Here is a 16,365-nt window from a genome sequence, read left to right on the forward strand (position 1 = left end):
TGCCGCCCGACGACTCCACGACCGACTCGAGCACGGACGGGTCGTGGTAGAGCTCGACGATCCGCTGGTACACGGGGTTGTCGAGCTCGTCGGCGCGGGCGACGATCACGTTGATGTACGGCTGGGCGCCGGGGGAGGCCGGGTCGTCGGCGTACACGAAGCCGTCGAGGTCGAAGCCCGCGTCGGTCGCGAAGTTGTTGTTCACGACGACGCCCGCGATGTCCGGGTCGGCGATGAGACCTGCGGTCTGCGACGCCTCGACCGGCCGCACGACGACCGTCGACGCGTCGGTGTCGACGTCGTCGGGCGTCGGCACGGCGGGGTCGCCCGTGAGCTCGATGAGCCCCGCCGACTCGAGGACGAACAGCGCACGCGCCTGGTTGGTCGAGTCGTTCGGGATCGCCACCTGCTCGCCCTTCGTGAACTCCTCGACCTTCTCGTGCTTCTCGGAGTAGAGCGGGAGCGGGACGATGAGCGTCGACCCGATCGGCTGCAGGTCGTCTCCCGTGTTGTTGTTGTGGTCCGCCAGGTACAGCACGTGCTGGAACGCGTTGAGGTCGATCTCGCCGTCCGCCAGCGCCGGGTTCGGCTGCGTGTACTCCGAGAAGCCGACGAGCTCGAGGTCGATGTTCTCCTTCGCGGCGAGCGCCTTGAGGATCTCCCAGTGCGGCTGCGCGATCTCGGTCGTGCCCAGGCGGACGACGGTCGGCCGGGCTGACGAGGTGCTGCCCCCGCCTGCGGCGTCGTCGTCGGAGTCACGGTTGAGCAGGTAGGCGGTCGCGGCGCCCGCGACGACGACCGCCGCGACGACGACGCCCGCGATCAGCCCGCGGCGCGAGCCGCCGGACCTCGGGGGCAGGACGGGCGCGGCACCGTCGGTCGGGTTCGTCGGGTTCGGGGTGTCAGACATGGTGGTCTCCAAGGTGAGGGGCACGTCAGCGGTGCCGTGGCGAGGCGGTCGACGGGCGGCCGGAAGGATGCGACGGGCAGCACGGCGCGTGCGGGGACGAGCGGTGGGGTCGCGCGGCCGCACGGGATGACCTGGCGGCGGATGTCGTCCGCCCGGACCGGAGGGTGCGAGCGGGGTGGAGCGGCTACGGACGCGGCCGGCGGCCGGTCGGACGGCTCAGCGGCAGAGCATCGAGCGACACGAGGCGCGCAGACACATGACGACCGTGCCCGAAGGCTCGGTGGTCCGGGTGTCCGTCGTCCGCGTGCGCATCGTCGACCTCTCGTCAGGCGGCCTCGGCCGCGTGGCAGGGCACTGGGCCCGACCTGCAGATCGGCGCTGCGCCGATCCGGGGCGAGTCAAGACCACGCGCGTCGGCGGTGTCAAATTCCGAGCCGTTCGGTGCGGTAATCCGGAGGTCAGCGGGCGTGTCGTTCACCCGCACGGGCGGCGCCCGGCGCGGTCGCTTGGCACGACACGCGGTCGTCGTGCATCCTGTGGACGTACGCCGCGAGCGCCACAGGTGGTCTGAACGGTGGGACGAGGTCGTTGGGGAAGACGAACCTCGAGCCGCTGATGGAGGACGACATGGCAGGTGCGATCACCCGCGGTGTGCTTTTCGTGCACTCAGCACCCCGTGCGCTGTGCCCGCACATCGAGTGGGCAGCAGGCAACGTGCTGGGTCAGCGCGTGTCGCTGGACTGGACCGAGCAGCCCGCCGGACCGGCGTTCTACCGCGCCGAGCTCTCGTGGCAGGGTGCCCCCGGCACCGGCGCGCGCCTCGCGTCCGCGCTGCGCGGGTGGGCGCACCTGCGCTACGAGATCACCGAGGAGCCGAGCCACGGCGTGGACGGCTCGCGCTGGAGCCACACGCCCGACCTCGGGATCTTCCACGCCGCGACCGACGTCCACGGCAACGTCGTGATCCCCGAGGACCGCATCCGTGCGGCGCTCGAGCACGCGGGGGACGCCGCCCGGCTGCGCGCCGAGCTGGACCTCGCGCTCGGTCAGGCGTGGGACGACGAGCTCGAGCCGTTCCGGTACGCGGGCGCGGGCGCACCCGTGCGCTGGCTGCACCGGGTCGGCTGAGCCGACAGACGACGAGAGGGGCGCTCCTGACCGGGGCGCCCCTCTCGTCGTCGGTGGTCCGTCAGGCGGAGGTGACCACCAGGGCCACGTTGTGGCCGCCGAAGCCGAACGAGTTGTTGATCGCCGCGATCTCACCGGCGGGCAGGGCTCGCGGCGTGTCACGGACCAGGTCGAGCACGAGCTCGGGGTCCGGCTGCGTCACGTTGATGGTCGGGGGAGCCTGGCGCTCGTGCAGCGCCAGCACTGTGAAGATCGTCTCGAGCGCGCCTGCGCCGCCCAGCAGGTGACCGGTCATCGACTTGGTGGCCGACAGTGCGACGTGGTCCGCGTCGTCGCCCAGGACGCCACGGATCGAGCGCGCCTCGATGAGGTCGCCGACGACGGTCGACGTGGCGTGCGCGTTGACGTGCACGACCTCCGTCGCGGCGACACCCGACTCCTGGAGCGCCGCGCGCATCGCGCGGATCTGCCCGTCGCCGCTCGGCTCCGGGGAGGTGATGTGGTAGCCGTCGGCGGACAGGCCGACACCGGCGATGCGGGCGTAGACACGCGCACCGCGCGCAGCGGCGTGCTCGGCGCTCTCGAGGACGACGACACCCGCTCCCTCGCCGATCACGAACCCGTCGCGGTCGACGTCGTACGGGCGCGAGGCGCCCTGCGGGTCGTCGTTGCGCAGCGAGAGCGTGCGCGAGGCCGCGAACGCAGCGATCGGCATCGGGTGGATGGTCGCCTCGGTGCCGCCCGCGATGACGACGTCGGCGCGGCCGGCGCGGATCATGTCGACGCCGTAGCCGATCGCCTCGGCACCCGACGCGCACGCCGAGACCAGCGCATGCGCGCCCGCCTTCGCGCCGAACTCGAGCGACACGAACGCGACGGGCGAGTTCGGCATGAGCATGGGGACGGTCATGGGCAGGACGCGCCGGGCGCCCTTCTCCCGCAGCAGGTCCCAGCCGTCGAGCGTGGTCCAGATCCCGCCGATGCCCGACGACACGACGGCGCCCAGACGCTCGCCGTCGACCTCGGGGGTGCCGGCGTCGGCCCACGCCTCGCGCGCCGCGATGATCGCGTACTGCGTCGAGGGGTCCATGCGCTTGAGCTCGGGCCGCTCGAGCACCTCGCTCGGCTTGACCTTGATGGTGGCCGCGAACTCGACGGGGATGCCGTACTGGGCGGACCAGTCCTCCTCGAACGGGCGCGCGCCGGACTCGCCCGCGAGGGCTGCGGCCCACGTGCTCTTCGCGTCGCCGCCGAGGGGTGTCGTGGCGCCCAGTCCGGTGACGACGACGTCGGTCGTGTGGCTCATCGCTGCTCCCAGTGAGGTCGGGTCCCGGTCTCGCGGGTTCGGTGGGCGGTGGTCCGGGCAGAGTGGCCTGGGGCGCCCGCCGGTCCGTCCTGCGCGTCGCGCGCAGGACGGACCAGGGTGGTCAGGACTGCGCGTTCGCGATGAAGCTGACGGCGTCGCCGACGGTCGCGAGGTTCTTGACCTCGTCGTCGGGGATGCGCACGTCGAACTTCTCCTCGGCGAGCGTGACGATCGTCATCATCGACAGCGAGTCGATGTCGAGGTCGTCGGTGAAGGACTTCTCCGCCTGGACCGCGTCGGTCGGCAGGCCGGTCTCCTCGCTGACGATCTCGGCCAGTCCGGCCAGGATGTCCTGCTCGCTGTACGCCATGGTTGTCTCCTTCGTGGGTGACGTGAGGGGTCGGACGAACGGTACAGCCGGGGCGGCCGGACCGAAGATGAGGTGTCGCCGTCCGAGGACGGTCGACGATCAGGGCAGGACGACGACCTGCGCCGCGTAGACCAGCCCGGCACCGAAGCCGATCTGCAGGGCGAGCGCGCCCGAGGACACCTTGCCCTCGCGCAGCAGCCGCTCGGTGGCCAGCGGGATGGACGCGGCCGACGTGTTGCCGGTGTCGGCGATGTCCCGCGCGACGACGACCGTCTCGGGCAGCTTCAGCTGCTTGATCATCTGGTCGATGATGCGCATGTTCGCCTGGTGCGGGATGAACGCCTCGATGTCGTCGGCGGTGACTCCCGCGGCGTCCATCGCCTTCTGCGCGACGGGTGCCATCTGCCACACCGCCCACTTGAAGACCGACTGGCCCTCCTGGCGCAGCGTGGGCCAGCCCGCGCCCGTCTGGGTCTCCTTCCAGGAGTGGGTCTGGCGGATCGCCTGCGCCTGGCCGCCGTCCGAGCCCCAGACCGTCGGGCCGATGCCCGGCGTGTCCGACGGCCCGATCACCACGGCGCCCGCGCCGTCGCCCAGCAGGAACGAGATCGAGCGGTCGGTCGGGTCGATGAAGTCGCTCATCTTCTCGGCGCCGATCACCAGCACGTGACGCGCTGCGCCGGAGCGCACGAGCGCGTCGGCCTGGCCGATGCCGTAGCAGTAGCCGGCGCACGCGGCCGAGATGTCGAAGGCCGCGGCGGGCGTCGCGCCGATGCGGTCGGCGATGATCGCCGCTCCCGCGGGCGTCTGGTGGAAGTACGTGACGGTCGACAGGATGACGGCGTCGATGTCCGCACCCGTCAGGCCGGCGTGCTCGACCGCCCGGCGCGCGGCCTGCTCGGCGAGGTCGAGCACGTCCGTCTCAGCGCCCGCGCGGGCGCGGGTCACGATCCCGGTCCGCTGGCGGATCCACTCGTCGGACGAGTCGATCGGGCCGGCGATCTCGTCGTTCGTCACGAGGTTCTCGCCACGGACGCCCCCGATCCCGAGGATCCGGGTGTGGGCGGGGCCGGTGGACTGCGTCAGGGTGGGACGGGTCACGACGACTGCTCCTGGCTGCTCGCGGACGGGGTCGAACCCGCGTCCGGGGTGGATCCGGCGTGGCGGCGCACGAGGTCGCGTGCGGCGTCCAGGTCGGCGGGGGTCTTGACGGCGACGGTCTCGACCCCGGGCAGCGTACGACGCGCCAGACCGGTGAGCACACCTCCGGGCGCGACCTCCAGCAGACCGGTCACGCCGAGGTCGAGCAGCGTCGTGCAGCACAGGTCCCAGCGCACGGGGTGCGCGACCTGTGCGACGACGAGCTCGAGCGCGCGGGACCCGGAGGCGACCACGGAACCGTCGGAGTTGGTCAGCAGCGCGACCGTCGGCTCGCCCGGCGCCACGGCGTCCGCGGCCGCGCGCAGCTCGGCGACGGCGGGAGCCATGTGCTCGGTGTGGAACGCGCCGGCGACCTGCAGGGCGATCACCCGGGCCTTGGCGGGCGGGTCCGCCGCCAGGGCCGCGAGAGCCTCGAGCGTGCCCGCGGCGACGACCTGGCCGCCCCCGTTGACGTTCGCGGGCACGAGCCCGTGACGCTCGAGCGCGGCGAGCACCTCGTCGGGGTCGCCGCCCAGCACGGCGCTCATGCCGGTGGGCGTCACGGCCGCGGCGCGGGCCATGGCCGAGCCGCGCACAGCCACGAGCCGCAGCGCCTCCTCGTCGGTCAGGACGCCTGCGACGGCGGCCGCCGCGAGCTCGCCGACCGAGTGGCCCGCGGTCACGTCGACGCGGCCGCCCAGGGCCGCGCCGAGCGGGGCGTCCTCGCCGACCTCGAGCACCGTACGCAGGCTCGCGAGAGCGGAGGCGACCAGCAGCGGCTGCGCGACGGCCGTGTCACGGATCGTGTCCGCGTCGGAGGTCGTGCCGTGCGCGACGAGGTCGAGGCCGGTGGCCTGCGAGGCGCGGGAGATCGAGGAGGCGAAGGAGGGCAGCTCGAGCCAGGGGGCGAGCATGCCGGGGGACTGGGCACCCTGTCCGGGGCAGACGACGACGAGCACCCGTCAACTGTGCCTGCACCGGGCGTCGCGACCGGGTGGCGGCGCGCACCGAGAATCTGGCGAGGCGTTGTGCGTGTCCTACAAGAGGCGCTCACCCACGCGGTGCCGCGGGCGCGCGACCCGCGTCGTCGGCCCGTCAGGCGGGCGCGTCGAGGCGACCCACGGCGAGCGCCGTCTGCAGGACGTACGACTCGCGCGGGTCCAGCGGGTCCCAGCCCGTGACGTCCGCGACGCGCTTGAGCCGGTAGCGGACCGTGTTGGGGTGCACGTACAGCGACCGTGCCGCGGCCTCGAGCGAGCGGCCGGTGCCGAGGTAGGCCGAGATCGTCTCGAGCAGCGCACCCTGGCTCGCGGCCAGCGGCTCGTACGCCTGCGCGACGAGCGTGCGCCGCGCGAGCACGTCGCCGACGAGCACGCGCTCGGGGAGCAGGTCGTCGGCCGCGACGGGCCGCGGAGCCTGCGGCCAGGCCGCCGCCGCCTGCAGCCCGGCGATCGCCGCGCGCGCCGAGGCGGCGCTCGCGGTCACGTCGGCCACCAGCGGACCGATGACGACCGGGCCGGGCCCGAACCGCGGCAGCAGCGACGTGGCGGCCGCGAGCAGGTCGCCCTGGCCGCCGAGGAACACGACGAGCCGGTCGCCCTGGATCCCCACGAGCGCGTCGTCGGCGGCGCGCCGCGTGGCCCGTCGCAGGTCCGCGGCGCGTACCTCGTCGATCGGCGCGGCCGTCGTGCCGACGACGACGAGCGTCTGACCACGGCCGCTCCAGCCGAGCGCGGCCACGCGCGAGCGCGTCGAGTCGTCGACGTCACCCCGCACGAGCGCGTCCACGACGAGCGCCTCGAGCCGCGCGTCCCACGCCCCGCGGACCTCGGCGGCGCGTGCGTAGACCTCGGCCGCGGAGAAGGCGACCTCGCGCGAGTACAGCAGGACGGCCTCGCGCAGCTCGCGCTCCTCGCCCGGGGCCGCGAGCCGGTCGGCGTGCGACTCGACCACGTCGACGACCACGCGCACGAGGTGCAGCGTGTGCTGCAGCGAGATCGAGCGCGTGAGCTCGGGGGGTGCGCTCGCGAAGATGTCGCTCACGCCGTGCGGCGCGCGCGACGAGTCGGCGAACCAGGCGATGAACGAGCTGATGCCCGCCTGGGCCACGAGCCCGACCCACGAGCGGTCCTCGGCGGGTAGTGCGCGGTACCAGTCCAGGTCCTCGTCGAGCCGTCGCATCGCGGCGGCGGCCAGCAGGCCCGCGCCCTCGCGCACGCGGCGCTGCGTCTCCGTCGGTGCGGCCGGGGTGGCCTCGGGCTGACCGGGCGGCACGCGCTGGTTGCCCGCACGCGCGCCGGCGGGTTCGACGATACGGGCCATGGGGTGAGCATAGGGCGGGGCCTTGTGGGAAGTCGACAAAGGCGACGAGCGCGCGCCGCCGTCCCAGGGTGCGGACGCCGGGTTGGCGGGGCGCCCGCCTCGCCCGGAAAGTCGTTCTCGACCGGGACGCCCGGACCAGACCGGGTTAGGGTCGCTGCATGGCTCTGCTGCCCCGCCTACGACAGCTCATGCGTCGGCCGTCGTCCGCGTCGCGTGTCGGTGCCCGCCGTCCGACGAGCACCGCTCGCCGTGGTGACACGCTTCACGAGGACGCCCTGCGCTCGATGCTGTCCGACGACCCCAACAACGTCCGCGCCTTCGCGGCGCTCGCGGAGATCGTGCGCCGCCGTGCCAGCGAGACCGGCCCGGACGGCGACCCGCTCACCGCGCCGCAGGACGAGGTGGCGCGTCAGCGCGCCGCCGACCTGGCGGTCTGGTCGCTCGGCGAGGAGCTCGCGGGCAACCCCCGGGCGTGGTACCCGCTGATCGAGGTCGCGCGCCTGTCGGTGCGCGACGACCACGAGGGCACGCTGCGTCGGCTCACGACCGCCGCCGAGCGCGACCCGTCGGGCGCCGCGCTCCTCGAGGCGCTCGCGCTGCTGCGCGAGGCCGGCAAGCCCGTCGACGCGCTCGGTCTGGGCGTCGGCCACTGGCGCCCCCGGGAGCACGAGCCCGAGGTCGCCCGGCAGCTCGTCCAGGCCGCGATCGAGGCGGACCGACCGCTCGAGGCCAAGCAGTACGTCGCCAACCTCGACCTCTACCCTGACCAGGCGGCGGTCGCCCCGCTGCGGGCCGAGCTCGAGCAGATCGTCGCCCAGGCGCGCCAGGCCATCCCCGGCACCTGACCCCGCGGGCGCGGCGGCACGACGACACCCGAGCCTGACGGACGCCCGAGCATGACGGACGCCCGAGCATGACGAAGGGGGCCGACGATCGTCGGCCCCCTTCGTCATGCGTCAGTCGCGTGTCAGCTGTCGCCACCCGTGTTGCCCGAGGTGCCGGCCGTGACGTCGTGCAGGTCGTACCGCTCGATCGCCTGCGCGGGAGCGTCCGCCGCGACGTCCCCGGTGCGCGCGAGCTGCTGCAGCACGCGCACCACGGTCGACGGGCCGTCGATCTTGAAGTGACGGCGGGCGGCGGCGCGCGTGTCGGAGAAGCCGAAGCCGTCCGCCCCGAGCGTCGCATACGTGCCCGGGATCCACGCGCGCACCTGGTCGGCGACGAGGTGGTCGTAGTCCGTCGTCGCGACGAACGGACCCTCGGCGCCCTCGAGCTTGCGCGTCAGGTACGCCGTGCGCGGCTCCTCGCCCGGGTGCAGGAACGCCTGCTGGTCCGCGGCGAGCCCGTCGCGGCGCAGCTCGTTCCAGGACGTGACCGACCACACCGCGGCGCGCACGCCCCAGTCGTCGGCCAGGAGCTTCTGCGCCTCGAGCGCCCACGGCACCGCCACGCCCGACGCGAGGATCTGGGCGCGCGGCCCGTCGCCCTCGGCGGGGGACAGCAGGTAGATGCCCTTGAGGATGCCGTCGACGTCGACGTCCTGCGGCTCGGCCGGCTGCACGATCGGCTCGTTGTAGACCGTGAGGTAGTAGATGACGTCACGGTCGCGGCCGCCGTTGTCCGGCGCGTACATCCGGTCGATGCCGTCGCGCACGATGTGCCGCAGCTCGTAGCCGTACGCCGCGTCGTAGTGCACGACGTGCGGCATGGTCCCCGCCAGCAGCGGGGAGTGCCCGTCGGCGTGCTGCAGGCCCTCGCCCGTGAGCGTGGTGCGGCCCGCCGTGGCGCCGACGAGGAAGCCCCGCGCCATCTGGTCGCCGGCCGCCCAGAACTGGTCGCCCGTGCGCTGGAACCCGAACATCGAGTAGTAGAAGTAGAACGGCACGAGCGGCTCGCCGTGCGTCGCGTACGACGTCCCGACCGCCTGGAACGCGGAGGCCGAGCCGGCCTCGTTGATCCCGGTGTGCATGATCTGCCCGGACTCGGACTCCTTGTAGCTCAGCATGAGGTCGCGGTCGACCGCGAGGTAGTGCTGGCCCACGGTGTTGAAGATCTTGGCGCTGGGGAAGATCGCGTCGAGGCCGAACGTGCGGGCCTCGTCGGGGATGATCGGCACCAGGCGGTGACCGAACTCCTTGTCCTTCAGGAGGTCCTTGAACAGGCGCACGAGCGCCATCGTCGTGGCGACCTCCTGCTGGCCCGAACCCTTGGCGAGGCTCTCGTACCGCTCGGCCGGCGGCGTCGTGACGGGCTGGTACGTCGAGCGGCGCTCGGGCACGAACCCGCCGAGCTGGCGGCGGCGCTCGAGCATGTACTGGATCGCCTCGTCGTCGGTACCCGGGTGGTAGTACGGCGGGAGGTAGGGGTTCTCCTCGAGCTGGGCGTCCGTGAACGGGATGTGCAGCGTGTCACGGAGCGTCTTGAGGTCGTCGATCTTGAGCTTCTTCATCTGGTGCGTCGCGTTGCGACCGGCGAAGCCCGAGCCCAGCCCGTAGCCCTTGATCGTGTGCGCCAGGATGATCGTCGGCGCGCCCGTGTGCTCACGCGCCGCCTTGTAGGCCGCGTAGATCTTGCGGTAGTCGTGACCGCCGCGCTTGAGCGCCCAGATCTCGTCGTCGGTCATCTTCTCGACGAGCTGCTTGGTCCGCGGGTCGCGGCCGAAGAAGTGCTCGCGGATGAACGCGCCGTTCTCGGCGCGGTAGGTCTGGTAGTCGCCGTCCGGCGTCGTGTTCATGAGGTGGACCAGCGCGCGGTCCTTGTCCGCGTTGAGCAGGACGTCCCACTCGCGGCCCCACACGACCTTGATGACGTTCCAGCCGGCACCGCGGAACTCGGCCTCGAGCTCCTGGATGATCTTGCCGTTGCCACGCACGGGACCGTCGAGCCGCTGCAGGTTGCAGTTCACGACGAACGTGAGGTTGTCGAGGTTCTGCTGCGCCGCGAGGTGGATCAGGCCGCGCGACTCGGGCTCGTCCATCTCGCCGTCGCCGAGGAACGCCCAGACGTCCTGCTGGCTCGTGTCCTTGATCCCGCGGTTGTGCAGGTACCGGTTGGTCCACGCCTGGTAGATCGCGCCCGACGGACCCAGGCCCATCGAGACGGTCGGGAACTCCCACAGCTCCGGCGCGAGGCGCGGGTGCGGGTACGACGGCAGGCCGCCGCCCGGGTGGGAGAGCTCCTGGCGGAACCCGTCGAGCTGGTGCTCGGTGAGCCGGCCCTCGAGGAACGCGCGGGCGTACACGCCGGGGGAGGCGTGGCCCTGGAAGTAGATCTGGTCCCCGCCGCCGGGGTGGTCCTTGCCGCGGAAGAAGTGGTTGAGGCCGACCTCGTACAGCGTCGCGACGGACGCGTACGACGAGATGTGCCCGCCGACCCCGATGCCGGGACGCTGGGCGCGCGTCACCATGACGGCCGCGTTCCAGCGGTTCCACGAGCGGTAGCGGCGCTCGATGACCTCGTCGCCGGGGAAGTACGGCTCGTTGTGCACCGCGATCGTGTTCACGTACGGCGTGTTGAGCGACGCCGGGATCGCGACGTTCTTCTCCCGCGCGCGGCGCAGGAGGCTCATGAGCACGTACCGCGCGCGCGGGCCGCCCTTGTCGTCGATGAGTCCGTCGAGCGACTCGACCCACTCACCGGTCTCGTCGGGGTCGATGTCGGGTACCTGGCTGAGCAGGCCGCCGATGAGCGGGCCTGTCTCGTCGATCTGAGCCACCAGTGCTCCTCGCCTCTTGTCGGCGCGCGGGCCCTGAACGGCCTCGGCGCACATCGTCGGCCCGGTCCCGGGCGCGCGCGGCTGGCGGCCGTGTGCACGGGTGCGGGTAGTCCGCCCCATTGTCGGACCCTGAGCACCAGAAGTCACACGCGGGCCCCGTGCGGGGCACGTGACGTCGGTGACACCGGCCCCACGCGGCACCCCCGGCAGACCCGTGCCGCGTGGGGCCTTGCCAGGTGGCGCGCGCTGCGGTGGGCTAGGTTGTGCGCACATCGAACAGGCCTGCTCCCTGCGGAGGAGGCCGTGACGAAGGGATCGGACGGGACGTGTCAGCCAGTGCGGACGCCGGGCAGCAGCAGGCTGCCCGTCTGGGCTTCTCCTCGGGTCAGGTGATCCAGGAGCTCGGCTACGACGACGACGCCGACGAGGCCCTGAGGGCGGCCGTCGAGGCCGTCACCGGGACGGAGCTCGTCGACGAGGACTACGACGACGTCACCGACGGTGCAGTCATCTGGTTCCGCGACGACGACGGTGACCTGACCGACTTCCTCGTCGACGCGATGACCGTGCTCGACGACAACGGCCCGATCTGGGTGCTGTCCCCGAAGGCCGGCCGCCCGGGGCACGTCTCCCACTCCGACATCGAGGAGGCTGCGACCACGTCGGGGCTCCACGCGATGTCGACGTTCGCGATCGCGCCCGACTGGTCGGCGACCAAGCTGGGCACTCGCGGGCGCGGCAAGTGACCGAGCCGCAGGGCTCGAAGCTCCCCGTCGTCGGTCAGCCCGCACCCGGGTTCACGTTGCCCGACACGCACGGCACGCCGGTCTCGCTGGCCGACCTGCGCGGCACCCCGGTGGTCGTCGTGTTCGTGCCGTTCGCCTTCTCGGGGACCTGCACGGGTGAGCTGTGCGAGCTGCGGGACAACATCGCGGACTTCGACCGTGCCGGGGTGCGTCTGCTCGTCGTGAGCTGCGACCCGATGTTCTCGCTGCGGGCCTGGGCCGAGCAGGAGAAGTACACGTTCGACCTCCTCGCGGACTTCTGGCCGCACGGCGACGTCGCCCGCGCCTACGGCGTGTTCGACGAGGGCAGCGGGCACGCGCTGCGCGGGTCGTTCCTGATCGACGCCGAGGGCGTGCTGCGCTGGAGCGTCGTCAACGCGCGCGGGCAGGCGCGGCCGCTCGCCGCTTACCGCGAGGCGCTCGCGGCCCTCTGAGCGGCAGTGCCCGGTGGGGCGTCCGCGGGGCACGGGCTAGGCTGGTGCGGTGCGCTCCTGCTGTCGTCCCTGACGATCCCTCCGCCCGGATCCGTCGCCGCGCGTGCGCGCGGCCAGCCAGAGGACAGCACCCATGAGATTCGCCTCCCGCATCACCGACCTCGTCGGGGACACGCCGCTCGTGCAGCTGCACGCGGTGACCGAGGGCATCGCGGCCACGGTGCTCGCGAAGGTCGAGTACCTCAACCCCGGTGGGTCGTCGAAGGACCGCATCGCCGCGCGCATCATCGACGCCGCCGAACGTGACGGCCTGCTGCGGCCCGGCGGGACGATCGTCGAGCCGACGAGCGGCAACACCGGCGTGGGGCTCGCGCTCGTCGCGCAGCAGCGCGGGTACCACTGCGTGTTCGTCGTCCCGGACAAGGTGGGCGAGGACAAGCGCGCCGTGCTGCGCGCGTACGGCGCCGAGGTCGTCGTGACGCCCACGTCGGTCGCCCCCGACGACCCGGAGTCGTACTACTCGGTGTCGGACCGGCTCGCGGCGCAGATCCCGGGGGCGTTCAAGCCCAACCAGTACCAGAACCCGAACGGGCCGCTCAGCCACTACGAGACCACGGGTCCCGAGATCTGGCGCGACACCGACGGGCGCGTCACGCACTTCGTCGCGGGCGTCGGTACGGGCGGCACGATCAGCGGGACGGGCCGGTTCCTGAAAGAGGTCTCCGGCGGCGCCGTGCGCGTCGTCGGCGCCGACCCGGTCGGGTCGGTCTACTCCGGGGGGACCGGACGGCCCTACCTCGTCGAGGGCGTGGGGGAGGACTTCTGGCCCGGCGCGTACGACCCGTCGGTGGTCGACGAGGTGGTCGCCGTCGCGGACGCCGAGTCGTTCGAGGTGACGCGGCGCCTGGCGCGCGAGGAGGGCCTGCTCGTCGGGGGCTCGAGCGGTATGGCGGTCGTCGCGGCGCTGCGGGTCGCGCGCGACCTGCCCGCCGACGCGGTCGTCGTCGTGCTGCTGCCCGACGGCGGGCGCGGGTACCTCGGCAAGATCTTCAACGACGCGTGGCTGCGCTCGTACGGGTTCAGCGCGCTGCCCGAGGAGCGCACGGTGCGCGACGTCGTGACCGCGAAGGACGGGTCGCTGCCCGCACTCGTGCACGCGCACCCCGCGGACACCGTGCGCGACGCGATCGCGATGATGACGGAGTTCGGCGTCTCGCAGCTGCCGGTGCTCACCGCCGAGCCGCCGGTCGTCATCGGCGAGGTCGTCGGCGCGATCGACGAGGAGTCGCTGCTCGAGAAGGTGTTCTCGGGCGAGGTCGAGATGGGCGACGCGGTGTCCGCGGTGCTCCAGGACGGCCTGCCGCAGATCGGCGCGAACGAGTCCGTCGCGCAGGCGCGCAAGGCGCTGTCGACGGCGAGCGCCCTGCTCGTGGTCGACGAGGGCGCCCCCGTCTCGGTCGTCACGCGAGCCGACCTCCTGACCTTCCTGAGCCACTGAGGAGACCACGCATGAGCCACCACGACGACCGTCCCGACGTCGGCTTCGAGACCCTGGCGATCCACGCGGGCCAGGACCCCGACGCGACCACCGGCGCGGTCATCCCGCCTGTGCACATGAGCTCGACGTACGTGCAGGACGGGATCGGCGGGCTGCGCGGCGGGTACGAGTACGGACGAGCGGGCAACCCGACGCGCACCGCGCTCGAGACGCAGCTCGCGACGCTCGAGGGCGGCGCGCACGGACTGTCGTTCGCGTCCGGCCTCGCCGCCGAGGACGCGCTCCTGCGCGCCGTGCTCAAGCCCGGCGACGAGCTGCTGATCGGCGACGACGTGTACGGCGGCACGTACCGGCTCGTCTCTCGCGTGCTCGGCGCGTGGGGTGTGCGGCACCGGGTCGTGGACCTGACCGACCTGTCCGCGGTGCGCGACGCGCTCGACGAGCGGCCGAAGCTGATCTGGGCCGAGACACCCAGCAACCCGTACCTGCGGATCACCGACATCGCGGCGCTCGCCGACCTCGCGCACGCGCACGGCGCGCTCGTGGTCGTCGACAACACCTTCGCCACGCCCGCGCTGCAGCGTCCGCTGAGCCTCGGTGCGGACGTCGTCGTGCACTCGACGACGAAGTACCTCGGCGGGCACTCGGACGTGGTCGGCGGCGCGGTCGTGCTGCAGGACGACGGGCTCGCGGAGCAGGTGAAGTTCCTGCAGTTCGCCGCGGGTGCGGTCTCCGGACCGCTCGACGCGTGGCTCACGACGCGCGGGATCAAGACGCTGGCCGTGCGCATGCAGCGGCATGGCGAGAACGCACTCGCGCTCGCGCAGCGGCTCGTCGAGCACCCTGCGGTGACCCGCGTGCACTACCCCGGCCTGCCGGACCACCCCGGGCACGAGATCGCCGTGCGCCAGTCGAGCGGCTTCGGCGGGATGCTCACCATCGAGCTCGCGGACGGTCCCGCCGCGCGCCGGTTCGCCGAGTCCACGCGCCTGTTCACGCTCGCCGAGTCGCTCGGTGGTGTGGAGTCGCTCGTGAACCACCCGGCGAGCATGACCCACGCGTCGGTGCGCGGGACGCCGCTCGAGGTCACGGAGTCGATCGTGCGGCTCTCGGTGGGTCTCGAGTCGGTCGGGGACCTCGTCGCCGACGTCGAGGCAGCGCTCGCGCGCGTCTGACGCCCGCACGAGGGCCGTCTGCGCGGCGCCTGGTGCCACCGGTGGCTCGTCGCGGGCGCTGCGGATGCCTGCCCCGGGAGGGCCGGTAGGCTGTGCCGCCGTCGGGCGCGGTGGTTCGCGGCCGCAGGGGCCTGTAGCTCAGCTGGTCAGAGCACCGCGCTTACACCGCGGGGGTCGCCGGTTCGAACCCGGCCGGGCCCACGTCGGATGGCTTGCTCCCTCGCGCGCGAAGGACGGTTCGTCTCATGCCCGATCTGCACGTCGCCGTCGACGGCTCGGACACCTCCGAGGGCACGCCGAGCGCGCCTCTGCGGACGATCAGCAGGGCGGCGCTGCTCGCGCGGCCAGGAGACACGGTCGTGGTGCACGAGGGGGAGTACCGCGAGTGGGTCAGGCCGGCCCGCGGTGGCCTGTCGGACCAGCGCCGCATCACGTACACGGCCGCGCCTGGTGAGCACGTGGTGATCAAGGGCTCCGAGCGCGTCACGGGCTGGCAGCCGGACGGCGGCACCGTGTGGCGCGTGAGCGTGCCGAACACGCTGTTCGGTGACGTCAACCCGTTCGCCGAGACGGTCGACGGGGACTGGGCCATCTACGAGCCGGGCGCGCCGCGCAAGCACCTCGCCGACGTCTACCTCGACGGGCGCTCGTTCTACGAGGTGCACGCGCGCGACGAGGTCCAGGACCCGCCGCGCCGCACCGAGGTCCTCGACGTGTGGACGGGCCGGGTCGTGCCCACCCACGACCCGGACCAGACCGTGTTCGTCTGGTACGCGGAGGTCGAGCAGGACGTCACGACCGTCTGGGCCAACTTCCACGGCGCCGACCCGAACGAGGACCTCGTCGAGATCAACGTGCGCCGGTCGGTGTTCTACCCCGACAGGCACCACGTGGACTGGATCACGGTCCGTGGCTTCGAGCTCGCGCACGCCGCGACCCCGTGGGCGCCGCCGACCGCCGACCAGCCGGGGCTCATCGGCCCGAACTGGGCCAAGGGCTGGATCATCGAGGACAACCTCATCCACGACGCGAAGTGCGCGGCGATCTCGCTCGGCAAGGAGGCCTCGACCGGCGACAACTACTCGTCGCAGCGCGGCGACAAGCCCGGCTACCAGTACCAGCTCGAGTCGGTGTTCTCCGCGCGGCACATCGGCTGGGACCGGGAGCACGTCGGCTCGCACGTGGTGCGGCGCAACACGATCGTCGACTGCGGGCAGAACGGCGTCGTCGGGCACCTGGGGTGCGTGTTCTCGACGATCGAGGACAACCACATCCACCGCATCGCGCTCAAGCGCGAGTTCTTCGGGCACGAGATCGCGGGCATCAAGCTCCACGCGGCGATCGACACGCAGATCCGGCACAACCGCATCCACGACACGACCCTCGGCATCTGGCTCGACTGGCAGACGCAGGGCACGCGGGTGAGCCGCAACCTGCTGTACGGGAACAACCGCGACCTGTTCGTCGAGGTGTCGCACGGCCCGTACGTCGTCGACCACAACGTCCTGGCGTCGGCGGCGGCGGTCGAGGTGGTGGCCCAGGGTGGCGCCTACCTCCACAACCTCGTCGCGGGGACGGTGCG

General features: G+C 72.7%; 14 protein-coding genes and 1 tRNA gene. 8 read left to right on the forward strand and 7 right to left on the reverse strand.

The window, feature by feature from the left end; translation table 11 throughout:
* A partial coding sequence (locus CWIS_RS04755) for a MetQ/NlpA family ABC transporter substrate-binding protein (protein WP_053071553.1) occupies positions 1-910 on the reverse strand: 910 nt, incomplete at its 3' end.
* A 627-nt stretch (positions 911-1,537) separates the two neighbouring features.
* Between CWIS_RS04755 and CWIS_RS04760 the strand changes: the two genes are divergently transcribed.
* Positions 1,538-2,038, forward strand: a complete 501-nt coding sequence (locus CWIS_RS04760; protein WP_048342167.1) for a DUF3145 domain-containing protein — start codon at positions 1,538-1,540, stop codon at positions 2,036-2,038.
* Positions 2,039-2,099: 61 nt separating this feature from the next.
* On the opposite strand, the gene CWIS_RS04765 is transcribed toward CWIS_RS04760, so the two are convergent.
* The 5 genes from CWIS_RS04765 to CWIS_RS04785 form a co-directional block, all read right to left on the reverse strand.
* Entirely contained in the window at positions 2,100-3,344 is a 1,245-nt protein-coding gene (locus CWIS_RS04765; protein WP_048342108.1) for a beta-ketoacyl synthase, read from the reverse strand.
* Between the two features lie 121 nt (positions 3,345-3,465).
* Positions 3,466-3,714 carry an acyl carrier protein gene (locus CWIS_RS04770; RefSeq protein ID WP_048342109.1) on the reverse strand — a complete coding sequence of 83 codons (249 nt, stop codon included), beginning with the start codon at positions 3,712-3,714 and terminating at the stop codon, positions 3,466-3,468.
* 99 nt (positions 3,715-3,813) lie between these two features.
* The gene (locus CWIS_RS04775; protein WP_048342110.1) at positions 3,814-4,815 is read right to left on the reverse strand and encodes a beta-ketoacyl-ACP synthase III; all 1,002 of its coding nucleotides are present in this window, start codon (positions 4,813-4,815) and stop codon (positions 3,814-3,816) included.
* Positions 4,812-5,813: an ACP S-malonyltransferase gene (locus tag CWIS_RS04780; protein ID WP_048342111.1), complete on the reverse strand. Its 1,002-nt coding sequence runs from the start codon at positions 5,811-5,813 to the stop codon at positions 4,812-4,814. The genes CWIS_RS04775 and CWIS_RS04780 overlap by 4 nt, the downstream gene beginning before the upstream one ends.
* 136 nt (positions 5,814-5,949) lie before the next feature.
* Complete coding sequence (locus tag CWIS_RS04785; protein ID WP_170210974.1) at positions 5,950-7,176, reverse strand: CdaR family transcriptional regulator; 1,227 nt, start codon at positions 7,174-7,176, stop codon at positions 5,950-5,952.
* 158 nt (positions 7,177-7,334) lie between these two features.
* Here CWIS_RS04785 and CWIS_RS04790 point away from each other — a divergent pair, with 158 nt between their 5' ends.
* Positions 7,335-8,021 (forward strand): hypothetical protein, encoded by a 687-nt coding sequence (locus CWIS_RS04790; RefSeq protein ID WP_048342112.1) that lies wholly within the window; start codon positions 7,335-7,337, stop codon positions 8,019-8,021.
* Positions 8,022-8,143: 122 nt separating this feature from the next.
* Here the strand turns inward: CWIS_RS04790 and aceE are convergent, their stop codons facing one another.
* A complete protein-coding gene (gene aceE, locus CWIS_RS04795) occupies positions 8,144-10,891 on the reverse strand; it encodes a pyruvate dehydrogenase (acetyl-transferring), homodimeric type (RefSeq protein ID WP_048342113.1) in 2,748 nt (915 codons plus the stop codon).
* 326 nt (positions 10,892-11,217) lie between these two features.
* On the opposite strand from aceE, the gene CWIS_RS04800 reads away from it, so the two are divergent.
* From CWIS_RS04800 to CWIS_RS04825, 6 genes are all read left to right on the forward strand, one after another.
* On the forward strand, positions 11,218-11,637 hold the full coding sequence (locus CWIS_RS04800; protein ID WP_048342114.1) for a DUF3052 domain-containing protein: 420 nt from the start codon (positions 11,218-11,220) through the stop codon (positions 11,635-11,637).
* The gene (locus CWIS_RS04805) at positions 11,634-12,110 is read left to right on the forward strand and encodes a peroxiredoxin (protein ID WP_048342115.1); all 477 of its coding nucleotides are present in this window, start codon (positions 11,634-11,636) and stop codon (positions 12,108-12,110) included. The genes CWIS_RS04800 and CWIS_RS04805 overlap by 4 nt, the downstream gene beginning before the upstream one ends.
* Positions 12,111-12,243: 133 nt before the next feature.
* Complete coding sequence (locus CWIS_RS04810) at positions 12,244-13,608, forward strand: cystathionine beta-synthase (RefSeq protein WP_048342116.1); 1,365 nt, start codon at positions 12,244-12,246, stop codon at positions 13,606-13,608.
* A gap of 11 nt (positions 13,609-13,619) precedes the next feature.
* Positions 13,620-14,783 (forward strand): cystathionine gamma-synthase, encoded by a 1,164-nt coding sequence (locus CWIS_RS04815; RefSeq protein ID WP_048342117.1) that lies wholly within the window; start codon positions 13,620-13,622, stop codon positions 14,781-14,783.
* 127 nt (positions 14,784-14,910) lie between these two features.
* Positions 14,911-14,984, forward strand: a tRNA-Val gene (locus CWIS_RS04820).
* 44 nt (positions 14,985-15,028) lie between these two features.
* On the forward strand, positions 15,029-16,365 hold a 1,337-nt coding region (locus tag CWIS_RS04825), incomplete at its 3' end, for a right-handed parallel beta-helix repeat-containing protein (protein ID WP_048342180.1).

This window comes from Cellulomonas sp. A375-1 (genome assembly GCF_001040865.1).
Taxonomy (GTDB): domain Bacteria; phylum Actinomycetota; class Actinomycetes; order Actinomycetales; family Cellulomonadaceae; genus Cellulomonas; species Cellulomonas gelida.

Bases quoted from the DNA above. Each gene is read 5' to 3' on its own strand.
- CWIS_RS04760 (WP_048342167.1), top strand. From the start codon at position 1,538: ATGGCAGGTGCGATCACCCGCGGTGTGCTTTTCGTGCACTCAGCACCC.
- CWIS_RS04765 (WP_048342108.1), bottom strand. From the start codon at position 3,344: ATGAGCCACACGACCGACGTCGTCGTCACCGGACTGGGCGCCACGACA.
- CWIS_RS04770 (WP_048342109.1), bottom strand. From the start codon at position 3,714: ATGGCGTACAGCGAGCAGGACATCCTGGCCGGACTGGCCGAGATCGTC.
- CWIS_RS04785 (WP_170210974.1), bottom strand. From the start codon at position 7,176: ATGGCCCGTATCGTCGAACCCGCCGGCGCGCGTGCGGGCAACCAGCGC.
- CWIS_RS04790 (WP_048342112.1), top strand. From the start codon at position 7,335: ATGGCTCTGCTGCCCCGCCTACGACAGCTCATGCGTCGGCCGTCGTCC.
- CWIS_RS04810 (WP_048342116.1), top strand. From the start codon at position 12,244: ATGAGATTCGCCTCCCGCATCACCGACCTCGTCGGGGACACGCCGCTC.
- CWIS_RS04815 (WP_048342117.1), top strand. From the start codon at position 13,620: ATGAGCCACCACGACGACCGTCCCGACGTCGGCTTCGAGACCCTGGCG.